At 42.5% G+C, this 15,389-nt stretch carries 20 protein-coding genes; 5 read left to right on the top strand and 15 right to left on the bottom strand.

The window, feature by feature from the left end:
* Positions 1–245, top strand: a 245-nt coding sequence (locus WA1_RS59600) for a hypothetical protein (RefSeq protein ID WP_272819114.1), incomplete at its 5' end; no start/stop codon positions are given.
* 32 nt (positions 246–277) lie between these two features.
* Here WA1_RS59600 and tmk read toward each other — a convergent pair.
* The 11 genes from tmk to WA1_RS10325 form a co-directional block, all read right to left on the bottom strand.
* Entirely contained in the window at positions 278–895 is a 618-nt protein-coding gene (gene tmk / locus WA1_RS10370; RefSeq protein WP_026134710.1) for a dTMP kinase, read from the bottom strand.
* A 64-nt stretch (positions 896–959) separates the two neighbouring features.
* Positions 960–1,682 (bottom strand): NAD(P)H-dependent oxidoreductase, encoded by a 723-nt coding sequence (locus WA1_RS10365; protein ID WP_017743935.1) that lies wholly within the window; start codon positions 1,680–1,682, stop codon positions 960–962.
* A 29-nt stretch (positions 1,683–1,711) separates the two neighbouring features.
* Complete coding sequence (locus WA1_RS10360; RefSeq protein ID WP_017743934.1) at positions 1,712–2,509, bottom strand: alpha/beta fold hydrolase; 798 nt, start codon at positions 2,507–2,509, stop codon at positions 1,712–1,714.
* 300 nt (positions 2,510–2,809) lie between these two features.
* Positions 2,810–3,961, bottom strand: coding sequence for an RNA-guided endonuclease InsQ/TnpB family protein (locus tag WA1_RS10355; protein ID WP_272819113.1), 1,152 nt, complete (start codon positions 3,959–3,961; stop codon positions 2,810–2,812).
* A gap of 4 nt (positions 3,962–3,965) precedes the next feature.
* The gene (locus WA1_RS10350; RefSeq protein WP_017750196.1) at positions 3,966–4,610 is read right to left on the bottom strand and encodes an IS607 family transposase; all 645 of its coding nucleotides are present in this window, start codon (positions 4,608–4,610) and stop codon (positions 3,966–3,968) included.
* An 89-nt stretch (positions 4,611–4,699) separates the two neighbouring features.
* The gene (locus WA1_RS59595) at positions 4,700–4,828 is read right to left on the bottom strand and encodes an LbetaH domain-containing protein (protein WP_272819423.1); all 129 of its coding nucleotides are present in this window, start codon (positions 4,826–4,828) and stop codon (positions 4,700–4,702) included.
* Complete coding sequence (locus WA1_RS59590) at positions 4,792–5,106, bottom strand: hypothetical protein (protein ID WP_017743933.1); 315 nt, start codon at positions 5,104–5,106, stop codon at positions 4,792–4,794. Before WA1_RS59590 ends, WA1_RS59595 begins: the two co-directional genes overlap by 37 nt.
* Positions 5,107–5,560: 454 nt before the next feature.
* Positions 5,561–6,253: a glutathione binding-like protein gene (locus tag WA1_RS10340; protein WP_017743931.1), complete on the bottom strand. Its 693-nt coding sequence runs from the start codon at positions 6,251–6,253 to the stop codon at positions 5,561–5,563.
* Complete coding sequence (locus WA1_RS10335; RefSeq protein WP_017743930.1) at positions 6,246–7,037, bottom strand: class I SAM-dependent methyltransferase; 792 nt, start codon at positions 7,035–7,037, stop codon at positions 6,246–6,248. The genes WA1_RS10340 and WA1_RS10335 overlap by 8 nt, the downstream gene beginning before the upstream one ends.
* Positions 7,038–7,137: 100 nt before the next feature.
* The gene (locus WA1_RS10330; protein WP_017743929.1) at positions 7,138–7,809 is read right to left on the bottom strand and encodes a nitroreductase family protein; all 672 of its coding nucleotides are present in this window, start codon (positions 7,807–7,809) and stop codon (positions 7,138–7,140) included.
* A 468-nt stretch (positions 7,810–8,277) separates the two neighbouring features.
* Positions 8,278–9,381, bottom strand: a complete 1,104-nt coding sequence (locus WA1_RS10325; RefSeq protein WP_033335345.1) for an alkene reductase — start codon at positions 9,379–9,381, stop codon at positions 8,278–8,280.
* Between WA1_RS10325 and WA1_RS59585 the strand changes: the two genes are divergently transcribed.
* On the top strand, positions 9,366–9,488 hold the full coding sequence (locus tag WA1_RS59585; protein ID WP_272819112.1) for a hypothetical protein: 123 nt from the start codon (positions 9,366–9,368) through the stop codon (positions 9,486–9,488). The genes WA1_RS10325 and WA1_RS59585 overlap by 16 nt on opposite strands.
* Before the next feature lie 8 nt (positions 9,489–9,496).
* On the opposite strand, the gene WA1_RS10320 is transcribed toward WA1_RS59585, so the two are convergent.
* The gene (locus WA1_RS10320) at positions 9,497–10,291 is read right to left on the bottom strand and encodes an SDR family NAD(P)-dependent oxidoreductase (protein ID WP_017743927.1); all 795 of its coding nucleotides are present in this window, start codon (positions 10,289–10,291) and stop codon (positions 9,497–9,499) included.
* Positions 10,292–10,411: 120 nt separating this feature from the next.
* Entirely contained in the window at positions 10,412–10,735 is a 324-nt protein-coding gene (gene trxA / locus WA1_RS10315) for a thioredoxin (RefSeq protein ID WP_017743926.1), read from the bottom strand.
* Between the two features lie 80 nt (positions 10,736–10,815).
* Between trxA and WA1_RS10310 the strand changes: the two genes are divergently transcribed.
* From WA1_RS10310 to WA1_RS10300, 3 genes are all read left to right on the top strand, one after another.
* A complete protein-coding gene (locus WA1_RS10310) occupies positions 10,816–11,166 on the top strand; it encodes an ArsR/SmtB family transcription factor (protein WP_017743925.1) in 351 nt (116 codons plus the stop codon).
* Positions 11,167–11,317: 151 nt separating this feature from the next.
* A complete protein-coding gene (locus WA1_RS10305) occupies positions 11,318–12,937 on the top strand; it encodes an MFS transporter (protein ID WP_017743924.1) in 1,620 nt (539 codons plus the stop codon).
* A 155-nt stretch (positions 12,938–13,092) separates the two neighbouring features.
* Positions 13,093–13,419 carry a hypothetical protein gene (locus tag WA1_RS10300; RefSeq protein ID WP_017743923.1) on the top strand — a complete coding sequence of 109 codons (327 nt, stop codon included), beginning with the start codon at positions 13,093–13,095 and terminating at the stop codon, positions 13,417–13,419.
* A 145-nt stretch (positions 13,420–13,564) separates the two neighbouring features.
* On the opposite strand, the gene WA1_RS10295 is transcribed toward WA1_RS10300, so the two are convergent.
* The gene (locus WA1_RS10295; protein WP_148662666.1) at positions 13,565–14,548 is read right to left on the bottom strand and encodes an SGNH/GDSL hydrolase family protein; all 984 of its coding nucleotides are present in this window, start codon (positions 14,546–14,548) and stop codon (positions 13,565–13,567) included.
* A gap of 293 nt (positions 14,549–14,841) precedes the next feature.
* A complete protein-coding gene (locus WA1_RS10290; RefSeq protein WP_017743921.1) occupies positions 14,842–15,171 on the bottom strand; it encodes a hypothetical protein in 330 nt (109 codons plus the stop codon).
* Positions 15,172–15,389: the final 218 nt, after the last annotated feature.

Raw genomic sequence — 15,389 nt, 5'->3', positions numbered from 1 at the left:
CAGTTAAGGGTTTGAAGCGGTTGAGAGGGGAGCACCAAACCCGGTATCTTGGAGATACCAGGTTTCTAAATAACTGCTTAAGGGATTTCCAGGAAATAAATTATCCGGTGATTGTGGGACGGGCGTCCCCGCCCGTCTTCTATGTAGTGGCGGGTAGTGGCGGGCGAGGACGCCCGCACCACAAGAAATTTTGGGATATTTTTTTATTTGGAAGTCCCTTACTGTACCGACGCTCTAGCGATTAGAAACTGGGGAATTATTTCCCCTTTCCCCAATTTCATCTGCGACTTATCAGTAACTGTTGAATATCCGCAGTTACTTTATCAATATTTTGATTGGCATCGATCGCGACAATTCTTTCTGGAAATTTTTCAGCTAATGACAAGAAACCCTGACGAACGCGATGGTGAAAAGCTAAATCTGCTTGTTCCATTCGGTCTAATTGTCGTTTGGCAACGATTCGATTGAAAGAAATTTCTGGGTCAATATCAAGTAAGATGGTCAAATTGCTTTGTAGACCACCAGTTGCTAAAAGATTGAGTTGCTCTATCATTTCAAGACTGATTCCACGTCCCCAACCTTGATAAGCGATGGTAGAGTCAGTGTAGCGATCGCACAAAACTACTTTTCCCTCGGCTAGGGCTGGTTTAATAATTTGGTCAACGTGTTGAGAGCGATCGGCTGCATACAAGAGTAACTCCGTTTTATTTGTAATCGAGGTAGATTCTGCTTCTAATAATAATTGACGCAGGTGCAAACCCAACTCCGTACCTCCCGGTTCGCGAGTCACAATTGCAGAAATGTTGAGACTTTCCAACCACTCTTGAGTACGCTGTATCTGGCTGGTTTTACCACAACCCTCCACACCTTCAAAAACAAGAAATTTACCACTCATATTTTTGGATTTCAGGTTCATAAATTGAGAAACTTCTCTGTAGGGCTAGTCTCACCATTAGCCATTAGCCCTCAATAATAATTTCTGACGTTTTTAATTGAAAAGTCTCATCAAAATCATCAAGAGAAGGATAGACGATAGCAGGAACTCGATCTATAGTCAACAACCGATTTTGGTACTGTTCCAAATAAATTTGGCGGCGTTCATCACTAAGACGACTTGCGCCCCAAACAATGAAAGGTGGTAAAACATCAAAACCTACAAAGCGCAGAATTCCGTGGTTAATTGGATAAAGAATGGTGTGAATATCGCCATTGATACCAATTTCAGTGTACATAGTTAAAGGTCCACCAGTTGTCAAAGACAGCATGGCTTTTTTACCTTTAAACGCGCCGTTGTCATACCACTTGCCATTTCCATAAATTTTCCCCAATGCAAAAACTTTATCAACCCAACCTTTTAAAATAGCGGGAAATCCAAACCACCATAAAGGAAACTGAAAGATAAGCACGTCGCACCAATCCAGTTTTTCCATTTCTGCTTTGATGTCCGCCGCAAAGCCATCCACTTCTGTTGCGTGCAATTCTTCTGCTTGCTGTTTGTAGTGGTCGGGGTTGGTTTCAGAAATAAAATTGCGGCGATCGGAAACTGGATTGAACTGCATAGCATATAAATCGGAAATGATTGTCTTATGTCCTGCTGCTTCCAAAGCTTTTTTTGCATGGCTGGTTAATGCACCATTAAAACTTTTAGGTTCGGGGTGAGCGTACACAATAAAAAAATTCATTTGAACTTCCTTCTGACAGAAAGGCGAGATTAAGATACCTTTGCAAGAAAATTGCAGATGGCTTGAGCTACAGTTTCTGGCGACTCAATTATAAAACCATGACCTCCAGAATCAAGAACAACTAGTTCGGCGTTGGGAATGCCTTGCACTAGTTCCTCGGAAAACTTTACCGGAGTTAGAATATCTTGTCTACTGACTAGAACTAAAGTTGGACAATAAATGCGATTGAGGCGAAAGCGAATGTCGCTGCTGGTAATAGCTCGGCTGTGATAATACAATTCTTGGGGTATGGGCGGAAAAGGATAATTAATTGCCATATTAATCATCGTTTCTATTGCTCCTGGGGTAGAATAGAAGGTATTTGTAAATATCCAGGGCAAAATGACTTTTTCATAAAGTTCCAAGTCCAAAATTCGAGCGAGGTCTCCCCATGTCTCGATAATGGCATTAAAGTGCTCATCACCCTTTGCCAAAGATGAGAGGAGTAACAAACTAAGCATCTTTTCTGGGTGTGCCAAAGCCAGTTCTTGGGCAATTTGACCACCCATAGAATGACCTGCTACGTGTACTTTGTCGATCCCAAGATGTTCAAGTAATCCAGCAACGTCGGTTGCCATCTGTTTTATACTATAGGCGTAGTTGGAAGTAGAACTGCGCCCCATACCTCGATTATCCAATCGAATAACTTGATACTGCTGGGTGAGGGATGGTATGAGTAGTGACCAGTAGGTATGGTCGCACAAAAAACCGGAAATCAACAGCAAAGGTTCCCCCGTGCCTTGAATCTGGTAGAACAGTTCAATGCCATTAGTCTGGAACTGAGGCATAGCGATCGTTAATTCTCTAATATCATGTTCGGTTGATTAGTTATTATTAAACGATCTGTGCAAAAACCGAAAAACCCGCTCCCCATCTCCCTATCCCCCCATCTCCCCATCTGCCTTAATAATAAGTCTTTAACCGAACACAATATAAAAGCCTTTTCCAAGTAATTTCTGAGAAAAATTATTACCAGAACAAGAATATACTGTGCTGTAAACGTGGCAAAGCCAAATTTATGAATTTTCTGGGAACTGATAGGGAAGTATATTCGTGTGCTACCTTTAAGCCTCACATCTCTCACGAGATTATGAAACTACAACATCCTGGGTTAAGGACTCAATAGACAGTTGTGTTCCCTTAACCTGGAAGGCGGTAGCCTGCAAAGCAGCCAACATAATGTTAACTGCGCCTACCCAATCCCTGGGAGCCGTAAACTTACATTTAGGGCATGAAAATACTTTGTTGCCACCTAGTTTACGGTGAATTTCTCCACAGTGTGGGCAGGTTTTTGAGGTATATGATTCGTTAATCCTAACCACGATCACACCGTTTCTTTTAGCAGCCTGCTCTAAGTGCTTGGCAAATCGCCTGGTCGCCCAAGATAGCATATTTCTGACTGACTTCCTATTAATCTTTCGGGCAGTTTTCAAAACCATTTGACTGGTTTCATAGGTGGGGAGAAATATGAGTTTATACGTACTGGTTAGCAGGCTGGACGCTTTGTGGTGTAAATCATTCACTAGGTTACGAATTCTTTCTCTCAAACGTTCTATAGCTAGAGATAGCTTATATCTTTTACGTTTGTTTTGTTTACCTTTGCAAGAGCCTTTTTGACTGATTAAACTGTCAAGGTGCAGGCACAATCTAGTGATGCGCCCGATATCTCCCTTGCCAATCTCTAAGATGTTTTCCCCGTCATACCCAGTCAAAAAACAGCGATTACCAGGGTCAAGAGCAATCACTTTATCGCTTCTGGTCGCTACTACTTCTCGCACCTCTGGAAAGCACGCAAACCATTGACCTCTCTGATAAACTAACTCTGTTCCATAGACACAACTTTGTGGCACTTCGTACCCAATTGCAGAACAAAACAGCAATCCTTTTGCTTTACTAGGAAACCATGTACCATTCTTGTAAGCATCATTCTTAAATTGAATGACTTGGGACTTATCCCGACAAGAACGAAATCGCATTTCAAATTTACCGCGTTCAGTCTTTGGTTTAGCTTTCCACGCCTTTAAAGCTTGCCGTTTTGCACTTTCAGCTTCACACACAGATTCTTGCCTAGTTTTACCTAAACACTGTGTCCATTCATATTCTGGACGCTTTTGCAGGAATTGTATATATTGATCCAGGCTAGTACCTTTAGGCAATACAGTCCCAGCATTAAATAATTGAATGCATTGGTTATACACCCATCTATACGCAGCTAACCATTGTTTCCAAATAGCGTGCAATTTTTTACAGGGAAATATCGGAATCTTGACAAGACTGTTCGGCGGTGTGTTTTGACTCTTCTTGTAGGGATTCTTGCCGTAAGTCTTGTCCAATTTCTTTTCTGTATTTTCTAAGTCCGTAAAGCCGTGAACTGAAACAGTGGATGATGGACAGCATATCTGAAACCAGCTCCTGTTCAGGACTGAGTTGGCGGTTATCGAGAACCAAGAGTTCACATCTATTTGTTTCGCATAACCACTTAACCAATTCAAACCCAAATCTACACAGTCTGTCTGGGTGGGCAACGACAAGTTTTTGAATATTTCCCCGCAGAACTCGCTCCAGAACGGATCGCAGCTTTTTCCTCTTAAAATTGAGTCCGCTTCCAACTTCTGAAACAAGTTCAGCCTCCGGGAATCGTTCGCCCAAGAACGCAAGTTGTCGTTCAAGGTCGTCTCGTTGTGACGATGTACTAACTCTTGCATAACAGACTGTAATGAGAGGTTTGCGCTTTCCGGCGAATTCTTCAATTTCTGATTGCTTAAATCTTCGTTGATTTCCTGGTGTGCGGTACGCGGTAATCTTTTCTTCTTTTTCCCATCTTCTGAGGGATTGGGGATGAACTCCGAGTATTCGGGCTGCTTCCCCTGGGGTGATGTACTCATCCATAAGCAACCTTTACTTAACCATCCCTAATATATCTTATATATTAGATTTAAGCAACTATGTTAGGTACAATCAAGAAATTGGCTATCTAGTCAATGCTCTAGCTTTTTGACAATATGCTGCGGATTTCCAATAACAACCACATGTTCTGGAACTGACTGCCTAACAATTGTCCCTAATCCAATCACCGAGTTGTTACCGATAGAGACACCTTTGAGAATAACGCTTTGACTACCAAGCCAAACATTTTCACACCTATTTTTATTTGTCCGTTCCCTTCTACCGATAGAGTTGTTCCATATAAGATGCAGTCATTACCAATAGATATTTTAGCACCAAAATCTTGAGTAATAATTTTATTTGGTAAGTTTCTATCGCTACTAATAAAGGCACAATTCTCTCCAATTTCTACTTGACCTTTTCCTACGATGGAAAATTTACCACGTATCTTTACTCCATTGCCAAATTTAACCTTACGATATTGAAGGCGGTATCTCATCAAATTCAGAGCATAAAAAGCTTTTGTGAGATCGGTATAAATTAACTGAGCTATAGCGCCTCTTTTTGAAATAGCCAGAGGCTGAAAAGCTTGTCTAGTATAAAGCGCGGATGGTTTTTTGGTTGCAATAGGCTCAAGCCTGTGCGTGGCAATGAGTTGAAGTCCTTTTCAATCTAACACATTTTTCAACACCCACCCATCCGCGCCAAAAGGAATTTAATGTGGACTGAAACGTTGCTTCTACCTGACGTACCAAACAAAAAGCAATACAAAGGTAACTTGCTGTTTCTTGAAAAGCAGCTGGCTGATGTTAAACCTGACGTACCAAACAAAAAGCAATACAAAGGTAACTGCTAGCTACCTCATAATATATGCCAGTGAAAGTAGAATAATCGCGAATTGTTAATTGCTCTTAACAACTAACAACTAACCACTAACAACTAACCACTAACCATTAAACCGTCTTTGCCGATTGATTGAACAATAAATCTCTTGACTTGTCAACATCAAGTGCTTGATTTTTGAATGCTTCTGCTTTCTCATAAGCACGAATTGTTGACGGACGATCTTTAATGGCTTCAAACCAGCGCTTGAGGTTGGGAAAATCATCTAGATTTTGGCTTTGACGTTCGTAAGGGACAATCCAGGGATAGCAGGCAATATCTGCAATAGAATATTCATCGGCGATAAACTCTCTATCTGTCAGTTGCTTGTTCAGTACAGCATACAAGCGTCCTGTTTCGTTGACGTAGCGCTTAATTGCGTACTCAATCTTTTCTGGAGCATATTGGCTGAAGTGATGGTTTTGTCCTGCCATTGGACCTAGACCTCCCATCTGCCAAAACAACCACTGGAGGACTTCAACTCTACCGCGCAGATCGGCTGGGATCAACTCTCCTATTTTGTCGGCTAAATACAGCAAAATCGCGCCAGATTCAAAGACCGAAATTGGACCATCTCCAGATGCAGGTTCCTTATCGATAATTGCGGGAATGCGATTGTTAGGAGAAATCTTGAGAAAGTCTGGTTTGAATTGATCCCCAGATCCTATATTGACAGGAATGACGGTATAGGGTAATTCAGTTTCCTCAAGAAACATTGTAATTTTATGCCCGTTGGGGGTTGTCCAGTAGTAAAGCTCAATCATGATTTAAGACATCCTTACATTTTGGTGATTTTGCAATTGCAGCAAAAACTCTATGTTGAACTTGAAGTATAGGTATAGGAAACTGGCTTTGGAGTAGTTCTGCCAGTTCGTGATCGAATTCTTCAACTTTGTCTTTTTCTAAACTTGCTCCCACTCCAGCACTCGCTCGAATTCGACCCCGCCAATCTTCATGGGAGTATGGTACAAAGACGTCATATGAAAATGTTCGTATTTCTCGGAATCCACCTTCTCCTAAGTCTCGCAACCACAGGGGGTATAAACCATTTCCACCTCCCAGGTTCCAATCAGAATTATAAGCCTGTATTAGGTTTTCAGTCGCCTCAACGACATTGCCTTTTAACGGTATCCAATCAAAATGAGCGATCGCAATACACCCATTTGCTTTGAGTATGCGAATCACTTCCTGAATAGCACGGGAGCGATCGAACCAATGCCAGCACTGTCCTGCAGTTACAACATCAGCGCTAGACTCTTCTAACCCCGTGTTCTCAGCAGTTGCTAGGCGATAATCTACATTAATATTATTCGCGAGATCTAATTGCTTTGCTTGTTCGAGGAGAGATGTTGATGGATCGATGCCAATGACATGACATCCTCTCATTGCAAAGCTACGTGCGAGTGTTCCCGTTCCTGTTCCGATGTCTACAACCTTTTGTCCGGGCAAACCAATACCGTATTCAGACAGTCTGTTAAACAATGAACTGGGAAAGCCAGCACGATGTTTTGCGTAATCACTAGCAGTTGCACCAAAATCAATTTTCATGAAATTCTCTATAAGGAGAAAAGATGAAGTATGAAGGATAAAATTAAAACTTTTATCCTGTATACCTTTTCATCCTTTATCCTTTATCCCCTATACTTTACTAACCATTGTATGGGTTGCCCACTCTATCCACAAAAACGTTGTAGGATAATGGCAAGCGTCCGGGATCGCGGCGCGGTTCTGCTGCATATCCAACAGGGACAAGAACTGCGATCGCAATATCTGGATTTTCTGCCACACCAATGACTTCTTTCACTTTCTCTTCAATCCAACCATTCATAAAGCAGGTAGACAAGCCCAGACTTTCTGCGGCAAGTACCAAATGGGTAGCAGCAATTATGGCATCCTTAATAGCATACTCTCGCCGCTTGTCTCCCAGCCCAGTTTGGAATTGAGGGATAGAGTTTTTGAAATACTCCACTGTCTTTTCATTCCATGCACCTGTTTCAAGTGCTTTGTGAAAAATCGGTGTTAAATCTTGTTCCCCTGCAGCCACATCAGCAGCAAAGACAAAAGTCACGGGTGCTTCAACGACTTGCTTTTGATTCCAAGATGCAGCTGCAAGCGCGGCTCTTTGTGCCTCATCTTGTACGAGAATTATCCGCCAATCTTGAATATTAAAGCTACTTGGTGCTGCTACAGTCAGTTCTACAAGTTGCTTAAGCAGTTCTGGCGATATGGGATCTGGTTTGAAAGTTTTAATAGAGCGACGCTGATATATAGCGCTAGGTACATCCAGAGGTTTGGTTTTCAGGTCTAGTTCTTGAACCATTGGATTTATCCGTGATTTTTCTCACATTATAGAGTTGTTAGAGGATGTTTTAAAGTTTTAGGCGAATCTAATTCGCTACTATACATCCGAAGTCCGCCTACGCGGACTAACGGAAAATCAGGAGCTTGAAACCCACGTCGGTGGGTTTTGTTTGTATAGCAAAGGTTTAAAGTTTTAGGCGAATCTAATTCGCTACTATACATCCGAAGTCCGCCTACGCGGACTAACGGAAAATCAGGAGCTTGAAACCCACGTCGGTGGGTTTTTATAGCCGCGACTTCCAGTCGCAAAGCTACTATACTAACGGAAAATCAAGAGCTTGAAACCCACGTCGGTGGGTTTTGTTTGTATAGCCGCGACTTCCAGTCGCAAAGCTACTATACTAACGGAAAATCAGGAGCTTGAAACCCACGTCGGTGGGTTTTGTTTGTATAGCCGCGACTTCCAGTCGCAAAGCTCTACAAATTACTATTTTGCTCCTACAGGAGACAAAGATTGTCGATCCAGTGCTGGGTAATCAGTGTAACCTTTGATCCCACCTGTATAAAATGTTGTTGGGTCTGCTTCATTCAGTGGTGCATTGAGAGCAAAGCGTTGGGGTAAATCTGGATTTGATATAAACAGCGTGCCAAAAGAAACTAACTGTGCTTCTTCCCTTTCTACAACTGTCTTGGCTTTGTCAAGAGTATAAGCGCCATTGACCATGAGCGTACCGTGAAAGCGTTCTCGAATATGACTGGTAGGTACTACTACTGCCCCATGTTTGATATCAGCTTCTATCGCTTCAAAGATATGTAGGTATGCTAAATCAAATTTGTTGAGCGCTTGTGCGACATAACTAAATGTCTCCAAAGGATTGGAGTCACGCATATCATTAAAAGTACCACTGGGAGAAAGGCGCACTCCTACTCGTTTTGAACCCCACACACTCATGACTGCTTCGGTGACTTCTAACAACAGTCTAGCACGATTCTCAACAGAACCGCCGTACCTGTCTGTGCGCTGATTTGTTCCATCCCGGAGAAATTGATCGAGTAAATAACCATTAGCGCCGTGAATTTCTACACCATCAAATCCAGCTACTAGGGCATTTTCTGCTCCCTTGCGAAATTGTTCTACAATATCAGAAATTTCTGATGTTTGTAGCGCACGAGGAGTTACATGAGGTTTCATTCCCTCATAAGTCAGTATCTCTCCTCTAGCAGCGATGGCAGAAGGTGCTACAGGTAAAGCTCCATCTGGTTGCAAATCTGGGTGCGAGATTCTGCCTACGTGCCATATTTGGAGAAAAATTCTTCCTCCCTGTTGATGCACTGCATCTGTTACCAACTTCCAACCTTCAACTTGTTCTTGTGAATAGATTCCAGGCGCATAAATATAGCCTAGACCTTGCGGAGCAACATGAGTTGCTTCGGCAATAATCAGCCCTGCGGTTGCTCGTTGGGCGTAATATGTGGCGTTGAGTTGATGCGGTACATTATTTTTAAGAGCGCGTTGTCTGGTCAAGGGAGCCATGACAATACGGTTGGGCAATTCTAAATTCCCTAATTTGTAAGGTGAGAGTAATACCATTTTGGATTTTAGATTTTGGATGCGTGGATGCGTGGATTGAGAAAGCATTGCTCACCTACATCGAACGGTGGGCAATGCCTTACGCCCGTACAGTGGTTGGTGGTTAGTGTGGGGTTTAAACAGCAGTCTTAAGAAGACCACCATCTACCCGTAAAGCAGCACCATTTGTGGCAGCTGCTAATGGACTGGACAGATAAATGACCATTGCTGCTACTTCTTCGATTGTGGCAAATCGTTTGATTAGGGAACTTGGACGAAGAGTTTGGAAAAAGTCGGCTTCAACTTCACTTTGGCTAATTCCTCGTTCTTTTGCCATATTTGCTATGAACTTATCAACCCCCTCGGAACGAGTTGGTCCTGCAAGAACACTGTTTACCGTGACTGCAGTTCCAACTGTCATTTCTGCTAAACCTCTTGCAACAGATAACTGAGCCGTCTTAGTCATCCCATAGTGAATCATCTCAACGGGAATATTTAGTGCAGATTCACTAGAGATAAAAATCATACGTCCCCAATTTTGCTCTAGCATTTTTGAGAGGTATTGACGACTGAGCCTGACTCCACTCAAAACGTTGGCTTCAAAAATATCTAACCAATCTTCATCGGTAATTTCTGAAAATGGTTTTGGCTCATAAATACCAAGATTGTTAACTAGAATGTCTGTGCTCGAAACCTTTTGAAAGACTTTTTCCGCACCTTCTTTTTTTGCTAAGTCCGCAGCTATTCCAGAAACTTTCGCATCTGGGTTGGTATGTTTAATTTTATCGACTGCTTGTGATACCCGTTGCTCTGACCTTCCGGTGATAATTACCGATGCACCTTCTTGTACCAGCCCTTGGGCAATTGCAAAACCAATACCCGCAGTCGATCCACTTACCAGCGCAGTTTTACCTTGTAACTTCAAGTCCATAGGGTGCTCCTGTAATATCAGTGACCAGTGACCAGTGACCAGTGACCGAATAATTACTAATTCGTAATTGAATTCTTAATTACAAATTATGAACTATCAATTACGAATTATTTAACTGTATTACAGGTGCTGTGTTAAAGTCTTAGCCAAGGTTGTCTTTGGAACTGCACCTACTACCGTATCAACTTGCCGCCCCCCTTTAAACACCATCAGTGTTGGAATGCTGCGAATTCCATAATGACTGGCAACAGTAGGATATTGGTCTGTGTTTAGCTTCACAACCTTTACCTGTCCTGTATATTCGGTAGCAATCTCATCTACTACGGGAGCTACCATGCGACATGGACCGCACCACGGTGCCCAAAAGTCAACCAATACCGGGACTGCACTTTCGAGGACTTCTTGCTTGAATGTGGACTCTGTCACGCTTGTAACGGATGACATATTTAGCCCTCCTCTGTATTTCGATATTTCGATATTATCGAATAAATGAAAGAATGTCAACTCTGTGACATAATGTAAATATGAAATTCCTGTATCATCCAGATAAAAAAAACATTTCTTTGCCTGGAGTGTTGTATGCCCTGGGCGATCCAGTGCGGTTGGAAATTGTGCGACGTTTGGCAACCGAAGGAGAGCAATGCTGCGGTGACTTCGATTTTGCGATCGCTAAGTCAACTATGTCCAACCACTTTAAGATACTGAGGGAATCGGGTGTCATTTTGACTCGAAAAGAAGGCACTCAACACATTAATATTTTGCGACGAGAAGATTTAGAGTTACTGTTTCCGGAGTTGCTTGATGTCGTGTTGCGATCGGCTAAACCTCTACAGTTAACCATGAGTAGGGGACTGGGTATTGGAGACTGGGGATAGAGATTATAGATATTACAGCAGTTGTTGAGTAAGTAAGTTGAATTAAATATTAAGATGTAATGCGGGCATCTTGCCTGCAAGTGAAAGCCACATTGAGCAATTGCCCACAACAAAGATATAAAAATTCCTCTTCCCTAACCCAGAGACTCCGATGACTTCTGCAGCATCTATTACCATGTGGACTCCCCTGCGCCAACCGATTTTTCGCGCTCTTTGGATTGCATCAGCAGTATCAAGCATTGGCACTTGGATGCATGACGTAGGTGCAGCATGGCTGATGACTTCTCTTGCACCCAATTCACCTTTGCTAGTAGCACTGATGCAGGCGGCGGCTAGCTTGCCATTTTTTTTGTTAGCTTTACCCGCAGGTGCGCTCGCAGATGTTGTGGATCGCCGCAAAATGTTACTGTGGACGCAAAGTTGGATGTTAGCTGCCGCTACTTTGTTGGGAGTGCTAACAGTCGCTAAAATTACAACTCCTCCAGTACTTTTGTTACTCACCTTTGCCCTAAGTATTGGCAGCGCAATGAATATGCCTGTATGGCAGGCGGTGACTCCAGAACTTGTACCCAGGGAGGAACTTTCTCAAGCTGTGACTCTCAGTGGTATAGTAGTTAACCTTTCACGCTCCATCGGTCCGGCTTTGGCGGGGGTATTTATTGCAGCAGCAGGAACGGGCTTTGTTTTCCTGCTAAATGCAGTTTCTTTTGTTGGGGTGATACTTGTTATTTCTCAATGGCAACGGACGCCTCAAAAAAGTGGCTTACCAACAGAACGTTTTGTAGGAGCAATGCAAGCGGGGATACGTTACATTCGCTATGCCCCTGTTTTTCAAGCCGTGTTGTTCAGAACAGTTGCCTATATTTTCTTTGCTAGTGCTTTATTTGCCTTACTACCTTTAGTGGGACGTCAAGAGTTAAAGCTGGATGCGTTGGGGTACGGTATTATTCTTGGCTTTTGGGGTATTGGGGGATTGGCAGGTGCTTTCCTTTTACCCAAATTGCGACAGCAGTTTGCTGTTGATAAATTGGTAGCAGGGTCTTCCATACTCATGGGAGGAATGATGCTGGCGATCGCATTTTTCCGCAGCGTTCCTCTAGTTTGTGTTGTCATGCTCCTTGTGGGAATTGCATCCCTAAGTGTCATGGTTAGTTTGAATGTAGCTGCACAAACAGCAGTTCCTACGTGGGTACGTGCAAGAGCATTATCGGTACATTTGCTGGTGTTTCAGGGCTGTATGGTATTGGGCAGCCTTTTATGGGGTACATTAGCGCAATATACTGGTATTTCAAATTCCCTAGCCATTGCTGCTGTAGGGTTAATCGTGTTTGTCGCCTTAACAGTGCGATTTCGCCTTCATTGTGCTGAGAAATTGAATTTGCAGGCATCTTTGCATTGGGATGAGCCGACTCATGCCTTTGAACCTTGTCCGAATGACGGTCCGGTGTTAATTTCGATAGAATATTGTATCGATCCTGCAAATGCTGAAGAGTTTGCCAAGGCAGTACAAGCAATTGGTAAGATCCGTTTGCGTGATGGTGCTATTCAGTGGGGTGTGTATCAAGATTTATCCGATCCTACACGGTTTGTGGAAACCTCAATAGTTGAGTCGTGGGCAGAACACAAGCGGCAATTTGAGAGAGTCACAATGCAAGATAAGGTGATTGAAGAACGAGTTCGCGCCTTTCATGTTGGTGAAGCACCACCAAAGCTAACCCAGATGATTTACTCTAACTACACGGATGCAAGAGGCTTCCGACAACCTTGCTAATAAACGATGGAATAGGAACAAGTCTAATTACTCTTGACAGGCGATCTCTTTGACTAGTTAACTTTATTTGTGAAGTCGGAGGATAACCTAGTTAGTATAATAGTTAAGTCAGTGCCAAGGTACCATATCATATAAGAAAATAAAAAAACTTAACAATGGTAGAACGCCCAATTAAGAAATCAGAACGTCAGTCTAACACCAATGCTGACAGCAATTCGGAAAATTTAGATTCTACACCTCCTGTTGAATCAAATCCTAAAAGCATAAAACGGAATAGCGATCGCGGAGCAGATTCTTCAGAACGTCGCTCTTCGGGTAAAGGCAAAAAATCATCTTATGGAAATGAATTCAAGCCGCCAGTTAATCCGGCTTTAGCACGTGGACCAAAACCTGTCAAGTCAAAACCGAATGTCATCGTAGAACCTCAAGTTGAAGCGGAATCGGTTTCTGAAGAGTCCCAAGACCAAGCAACAGAAGGTTAAGAGGAAACAGATTCATAATTTTATGTGTAGAAAATTATAAAAAGTTTTCTACACATTATTTTCATTCCAGTATGGTACAATAGTACCAGTGCCATCACAATTCCCACCAACGCATGGTGGGTTTTTCTATTTCCATCATAGTACCTTATATAAATGCCCCGCCAACTGGTGCAAACTCCTCAGCATTAAGTTCACTCACACCATCAGAACAAAGTACTGAAAATACTGCTTTAGCCAATATCAGATGGGATGTGGTTGTTGGGTGTAAACCATCCCAGAAAAAGAACTTATCTGTACCTTGCTGAGATTGAGCAATTTGGTCAAGTTCAGCATCAGTAACATTTGTGAACCCAAATTTTGCTGGGTTGTTCATGATTTGACTAAAGATTGAATTAACATCGAACAAGAGAATATCCACACTCTCACCACAAGAGAATTTTAAGGCATCAAGAGCTTTTGCCAAACCCGTGTTATGAGCTTTTGTTAACTCATTCAGTAAGATAGATTGCTCGGGGTTATTACGAGTTAACGGTACTAAGCCTAAATCTGGTAAATTCAGAACCAATATATTCCGAGCACCTATTTTAGCAAGTGAGGAGACAGCGTTCGACAGATTTTGAATAGGTAAGGTAGGGTGAGTCACGTCACCACCCAAGTAATCGTTACCTCCAGCCCACACAATGTAAAGATCTGGGGAGTTAGCATCCTGACGGCTTTCCTTAACAGATGCAGTAAAGTTATCAATTTGCTGCTGCAATCCCGGTAAGTTTAGTGGGTTATTGGGAATCATAGTATTCGCGCTTCCTGTATTCGCACCACCTACCGCAAAATTTGTGCTTCTGTTCGCCGTCAATCCCAGAAATAGTGCAAGATATTCTACCCATACCAAACCATTAGAAAAATGACCTTGAAAGTATGGCGGTGATGGTGGGCTTCCCTCACCTGTCGCCTTTTCTGTCGCATCAAAAGCATTACCAAGATCGCTGAGGCTATCACCAAATACGTAAAGAACATCGAATTTACGCTGCAATTGTAATATTCCTCGGGAATCTGGTGTAACAGATACGCTTTCTAAGTTGGGGCTTAGATGGCGATACTGATTAACCATGTCATAAATATTAACGTGCATAGCTGTGGTTTATCCTCTAAGCTTGAGATGTTTTTTTGAAAAACAAAGGCGAGAGTAATGACTTGTACCTTGCTATAGAGAATATAGGTGACAGCAGATTGTACTTATGCACAGTAACCGCCCACGAGTCTGTAGAGGCGCAATGCCTTGCGCCCCTACGCCTAGATCTGTTACAAACATTTTTTGACTTGGTATTACTGTTTACAATGCTCTAAGTTCTGGCAATAATGTCTGTTAGAGCATCTCATCAAATGAGAGCCTCATTCTCGATCGCTAACCAAGGTTATTGATGACTACGACCAAATCCGATTACCGTCTTCATCAACTCGTGCTTGGCGAATAACATCAGAAATTTCTTCTGCATCTTTTACGTGATGAAGTGCTTTCTGTTCGCCATCTGGTTCATTCACAACAAAGTATGTGGGAACTGTAATATGGTCGCCTGTAATGTCTGGTGAATCTACAGCAACTTGTTGAGCTTTTTCTTCTACTGATTGAGGTTTGTCAGCAATGACATCACCTGGATTTGCCGTTAAATTTCTTTCTTTAGCTGTTGGCTCTTCTCGAGCATGCCAGTCTTGGCTAACTGGTTGTCTGATTTCACGATCTGGCTGATTACTCATGATTTTATCCTGTAGCTTTACAACTTTACACTGACTAAAATTACTCTAGACAATTAAAATATTGATTGGATCTTTCAATAGAAAGACTTTTTAATCAGTGACCAGGAATCAGTGACCAGTGACCAGTGACCAGTGACCAGTGACCAGTGACCAGGAATCAGTGACCAGTGATGGTTGACAACAAAAGTTAAATTTGTTATCTTACTGTGCCATAAGTA

It is taken from the genome of Scytonema hofmannii PCC 7110 (genome assembly GCF_000346485.2).
Classification (GTDB): Bacteria; Cyanobacteriota; Cyanobacteriia; order Cyanobacteriales; family Nostocaceae; genus Scytonema; species Scytonema hofmannii.
Note: the sequence above shows the minus strand (reverse complement) of the source record. Positions and strands in the feature narration are given on the sequence as shown.

Bases quoted from the DNA above. Each gene is read 5' to 3' on its own strand.
- tmk (WP_026134710.1), bottom strand. From the start codon at position 895: ATGAGTGGTAAATTTCTTGTTTTTGAAGGTGTGGAGGGTTGTGGTAAA.
- WA1_RS10365 (WP_017743935.1), bottom strand. From the start codon at position 1,682: ATGAATTTTTTTATTGTGTACGCTCACCCCGAACCTAAAAGTTTTAAT.
- WA1_RS10360 (WP_017743934.1), bottom strand. From the start codon at position 2,509: ATGCCTCAGTTCCAGACTAATGGCATTGAACTGTTCTACCAGATTCAA.
- WA1_RS10350 (WP_017750196.1), bottom strand. From the start codon at position 4,610: ATGGATGAGTACATCACCCCAGGGGAAGCAGCCCGAATACTCGGAGTT.
- WA1_RS59590 (WP_017743933.1), bottom strand. From the start codon at position 5,106: ATGAGATACCGCCTTCAATATCGTAAGGTTAAATTTGGCAATGGAGTA.
- WA1_RS10340 (WP_017743931.1), bottom strand. From the start codon at position 6,253: ATGATTGAGCTTTACTACTGGACAACCCCCAACGGGCATAAAATTACA.
- WA1_RS10335 (WP_017743930.1), bottom strand. From the start codon at position 7,037: ATGAAAATTGATTTTGGTGCAACTGCTAGTGATTACGCAAAACATCGT.
- WA1_RS10330 (WP_017743929.1), bottom strand. From the start codon at position 7,809: ATGGTTCAAGAACTAGACCTGAAAACCAAACCTCTGGATGTACCTAGC.
- WA1_RS10325 (WP_033335345.1), bottom strand. From the start codon at position 9,381: ATGGTATTACTCTCACCTTACAAATTAGGGAATTTAGAATTGCCCAAC.
- WA1_RS10320 (WP_017743927.1), bottom strand. From the start codon at position 10,291: ATGGACTTGAAGTTACAAGGTAAAACTGCGCTGGTAAGTGGATCGACT.
- trxA (WP_017743926.1), bottom strand. From the start codon at position 10,735: ATGTCATCCGTTACAAGCGTGACAGAGTCCACATTCAAGCAAGAAGTC.
- WA1_RS10310 (WP_017743925.1), top strand. From the start codon at position 10,816: ATGAAATTCCTGTATCATCCAGATAAAAAAAACATTTCTTTGCCTGGA.
- WA1_RS10305 (WP_017743924.1), top strand. From the start codon at position 11,318: ATGACTTCTGCAGCATCTATTACCATGTGGACTCCCCTGCGCCAACCG.
- WA1_RS10300 (WP_017743923.1), top strand. From the start codon at position 13,093: ATGGTAGAACGCCCAATTAAGAAATCAGAACGTCAGTCTAACACCAAT.
- WA1_RS10295 (WP_148662666.1), bottom strand. From the start codon at position 14,548: ATGCACGTTAATATTTATGACATGGTTAATCAGTATCGCCATCTAAGC.
- WA1_RS10290 (WP_017743921.1), bottom strand. From the start codon at position 15,171: ATGAGTAATCAGCCAGATCGTGAAATCAGACAACCAGTTAGCCAAGAC.